A 3,988-nucleotide genomic window follows, 5' to 3' on the forward strand; every position below is an offset into this window, starting at 1 on the left:
AAGAACACCAGCTACCTTCATTTTAAGGGACTGGAAGTTACCGGAGTTCAGGTCACCATCACGACACATACCGAGTCGTACTGCTTTTACAGCTATGGTGACAACAACATTTTTGAAGGCTTAAGTCTGCACGACAACCAGGGAACCGGGCTTCGACATCGCCGGGGCGGAGGCAACCTGTTTCTGAATTGCGACTCATACCGCAACCACGACTACACCTCGGAAGATGGTACCGGGGGGAATACCGATGGTTTTGGCTGTCACCCCGAGGCGGGAGGAACAGGTAATATCTTCCGCGGTTGCCGCTCCTGGTTTAACAGCGATGACGGTTTCGATTTGCTCGGTGCTGCCGAACCGGTGATCTTCGAGCATTGCTATGCTTTTTACAATGGCTACGACTCGTCGTTTAACAGCCTGGCCGATGGTAACGGGTTCAAAGCCGGCGGATACGGAACAACAGCCTTTGCCAGTTTGCCTGCCGTTATTCCGGCACACACCATTCGCTTTTGTGTAGCTGTAGGAAATAAGCAAGCGGGTTTTTATACCAACCATCACCTAACAGGCGACTCGATCTACAATAACACCGCTTATAAGAACCGATACAATTATAAAATGCTGATGCGCAAAGGCGTGACTGAAGCCGACTACTTAACGGATGTGGATGGTTACGGGATATTTATGCGTAACAACCTGGGATACGCCGCAAAAACACAGGAATTAGCCAATATTGATAAATCGGCCTGCAATTTAAGCCACAATTACTGGGATGGTTCGGTAACAGTTACCGCCGACGATTTCAAATCCGTCGACGAATCCTTGCTAACTGTTGCCCGTAACGCTGATTATTCCTTGCCCGAAACGGACTTCCTCCGTTTAGCGGAAGGGAGTGATCTGATTGATGCCGGAACACCTTTCGGCGGATATAGCTACAATTCATCGGCGCCGGACCTGGGGGCTTTTGAATCCGATTATACCAATGTGACAACAGGTATTAATGAATTAAAAGAAACAAAGGATATTCAAATTTTTCCGAATCCGGCTACGAACACGATTCAAACATCGGATGATGTTGTACGCATGGAAATCTTCAGCATGAGCGGTCAACTGATTTCCTCGACCGATTACAATTGGATGGATGTTTCAAACTTTCAACGAGGAACATATCTCTTACGCCTGATCCTTGAAAATGGAACAGCTGTTGTTTCAAAATGTATTAAAAACTAACAAGCATTAAAGGGCTTGTCCTGGAAGTCCAATGATTTTTGGGACAAGCTTCTTTCAATAAAAAATCTTAAATTATTCCTTGGCAAATAAATCTCTCAAAGAGATGAGCTAAGTACACTGGTACCCTCCGTGATCTCAGAAGGCTGGATCTGCTCATCTTTCAGATCAACTCCTGAAAGCTTCCTGCGAAAGGCTTCTTCCACCAGGTACAACAACTTAGAACAAGCCACCAAAGTAGATAAGCCATTCTTCCGGACATTGGAGATACAGTTGCGCCGTTCGTCGGTCGTTCCGCGGCGGGGATTATAGGTCAAATAAATGCCCAGGCTATCCGGGGATTTTAATCCGGGGCGCTCACCAATAAAGATAATTGACATGCGGGCATGAAGGATTTCGGCAATTTGGTCGGCAACAGCAACACGTGCCTGTTCCACAACGGTGACCGGAGCCAGCGAATAAGCTTTCCCGGTCAATTGAGGGACCAGGTCCGTTAACAGCGGGATCAGGTTATTTTCGATGGCCTTCGACGATAAACCATCAGCCACCACCAAGGCGATATCGTAAGATGAAGTTCCGGCTCGTTCAATCAATTGCTGCGCCGAATCAAAGGATAACATTCTTCCCAAATCCGGATGCTGTAAATATTGCTGACGATCGCCGGCTGCCGAAAACAAAGGCAAACTATCGAGGCCTGTTGTCTGATGAATCCGGTCGGCCATTTTTTTACTGTCCAAAGGTAGGTGTACAGCATCAATAGCTTTGGCATGAGCCAGTTTAAAGGCCAGTAATTCTTTCGTGGGAATAGAACATCCGCAACGTCCGAGTGCCACACGGGCCTGCGTATATTGTTTCAGCGATTGCCAGGGGGATTCGGTTCTAATTTGTTTTTCAAAGTTCATCATCGTTGTTTCTTTTAAAGGGTTAAAATGAAGATGAATCTAACATCAGGCGATTTGTTCCATCCAGCTTCCGCGGCAACATTCCTTCATCAAACAACTGCATCTGATACAGCCATTCTTCGAATTCGGGAGCAGGCTTCAAGCCTAAAGCAGTCCGGATATATAGGGCATCGTGAAACGACGTACTTTGGTAATTCAACATCACATCGTCGGCACCGGCAACACCCATGATAAAATTACATCCGGCAACACCCAGCAAGGTCAAGAGTCCATCCATATCATCCTGATCGGCATCGGCATGGTTGGTGTAACAGATATCTACGCCCATCGGTAATCCCAGGAGCTTCCCGCAAAAGTGATCTTCCAATCCGGCGCGGGTTATTTGCTTTCCATTATAGAGATATTCAGGTCCCATGAAGCCAACCACCGAGTTTACCAACAGCGGATCGAAACAACGCGCCAATCCATAAGCACGGGCTTCGATGGTCTGCTGATCGGCTCCCCAGTTGGCATTGGCCGACAAGGCACTTCCCTGCCCTGTTTCGAAATACATATAATTATGGCCTACAGTTCCCCGGTTCAGACTTCGACCAGCTTCAAATCCTTCTTTCAAAATTCCGTAGCTCACACCAAAACTCTCGTTCACTGCCTGTGTTCCGCCAATAGACTGAAAAATCAAATCCACGGGCACTTGCTTCTCGATAGCTTTTATTGTTGTGGTAATGTGTGTTAAAACACAACTTTGAGTTGGTATCTGAAACTTCTCGCGCAGCTCATCGAGCATATAATTCAACCGACTTACCGACTGGAAATTATCCGTAGCCGGATTAATACCAATTACCGCATCGCCACAACCATACACCAAACCATCCATAATCTGGGCAGCAATTCCTTTCGGATCGTCCGTTGGATCATTTGGCTGCAAACGAACCGATAAACAGCCCGGTAAACCAATGGTGCTCCGAAAAGAAGTGACATGACGGATTTTAGCCGCAGCCCGAATCAGATCCTGGTTGCGCATGATTTTAGAAACAGCAGCAGCCATCTCTGGAAGGATGCCTTCCGAAACAGCTTTAATTTCGTCACCCGAAATTTGATCAGATAACAACCATTCGCGAAATTCCCCCACAGTTAGCGAAGAAACAGGCATAAAAGCCAGGGGATCGCGATAATCATGTATCACCCGGGTTACTTCGTCTTCCTCATACGGAATCAGTTCTTCCTTCAGAAAATCCGCTAAAGGTACATCAGCAAGCACTATTTGTGCTGCAACGCGTTCTTCAACAGTTTGCGCAGCAACACCCGCCAATACATCTCCCGAACGTTCAGGGCTGGCTTTTGCCAAAAGCTCCTTAAGCCCATCAAATGTATAACGTTGACTTCCAATTACCGTAGAGCGTTTCATCTTCTGCCAATTTAATTCATTCAGATTTTACCTAAAGCGCAGGTTTACATACGAATTGATGTCAATTATAAAACTTTAAAGAATACGCAATATCATTTAGACATTAATATTCAATTAAAACAGACAACAAGTAAAATACAAAAACGAATTTAAAAGAAGAATGTTACTCTATGAAGGAAACTTCAACAAAAAGAAAGTATCAGCAGGTGTTAAAGTCCGGAATCGTCAAACCAAAAGGAATAAACCTGAAACTCGAAACTCGAGACTTGGAACTTGAAACTCGAAACTTGGAACTCGAAACTTGGAACTCGAAACTGTCTTTCCACAAAGCAAACGAAGAAAGCGGAAGAGAATAAAGAATAAGGTTAGGGATACAGAGTGGCACTATATGCTACTAAGCTTAAATAATGAAATAAGGTTATCTTATGAGACTTGAGTCCTGAGTCCTGAGTCCTGAGTC

General features: G+C 45.5%; 3 protein-coding genes. 1 reads left to right on the plus strand and 2 read right to left on the minus strand.

Going from position 1 to position 3,988, the window contains the following annotated elements:
- Window positions 1–1,224: right-handed parallel beta-helix repeat-containing protein (locus AC37HE_RS03920; RefSeq protein WP_500781479.1), on the plus strand; the 1,224-nt coding region annotated here is incomplete at its 5' end.
- A 95-nt stretch (window positions 1,225–1,319) separates the two neighbouring features.
- Here the strand turns inward: AC37HE_RS03920 and eutC are convergent.
- Together eutC and AC37HE_RS03930 are read right to left on the minus strand one after the other, a co-directional pair.
- A complete protein-coding gene (gene eutC, locus AC37HE_RS03925) occupies window positions 1,320–2,126 on the minus strand; it encodes an ethanolamine ammonia-lyase subunit EutC (protein ID WP_500781480.1) in 807 nt (268 codons plus the stop codon).
- A gap of 19 nt (window positions 2,127–2,145) precedes the next feature.
- A complete protein-coding gene (locus tag AC37HE_RS03930) occupies window positions 2,146–3,528 on the minus strand; it encodes an ethanolamine ammonia-lyase subunit EutB (protein ID WP_500781481.1) in 1,383 nt (460 codons plus the stop codon).
- Window positions 3,529–3,988 lie beyond the last annotated feature (460 nt).

The organism is Mangrovibacterium sp. (genome assembly GCF_059905295.1).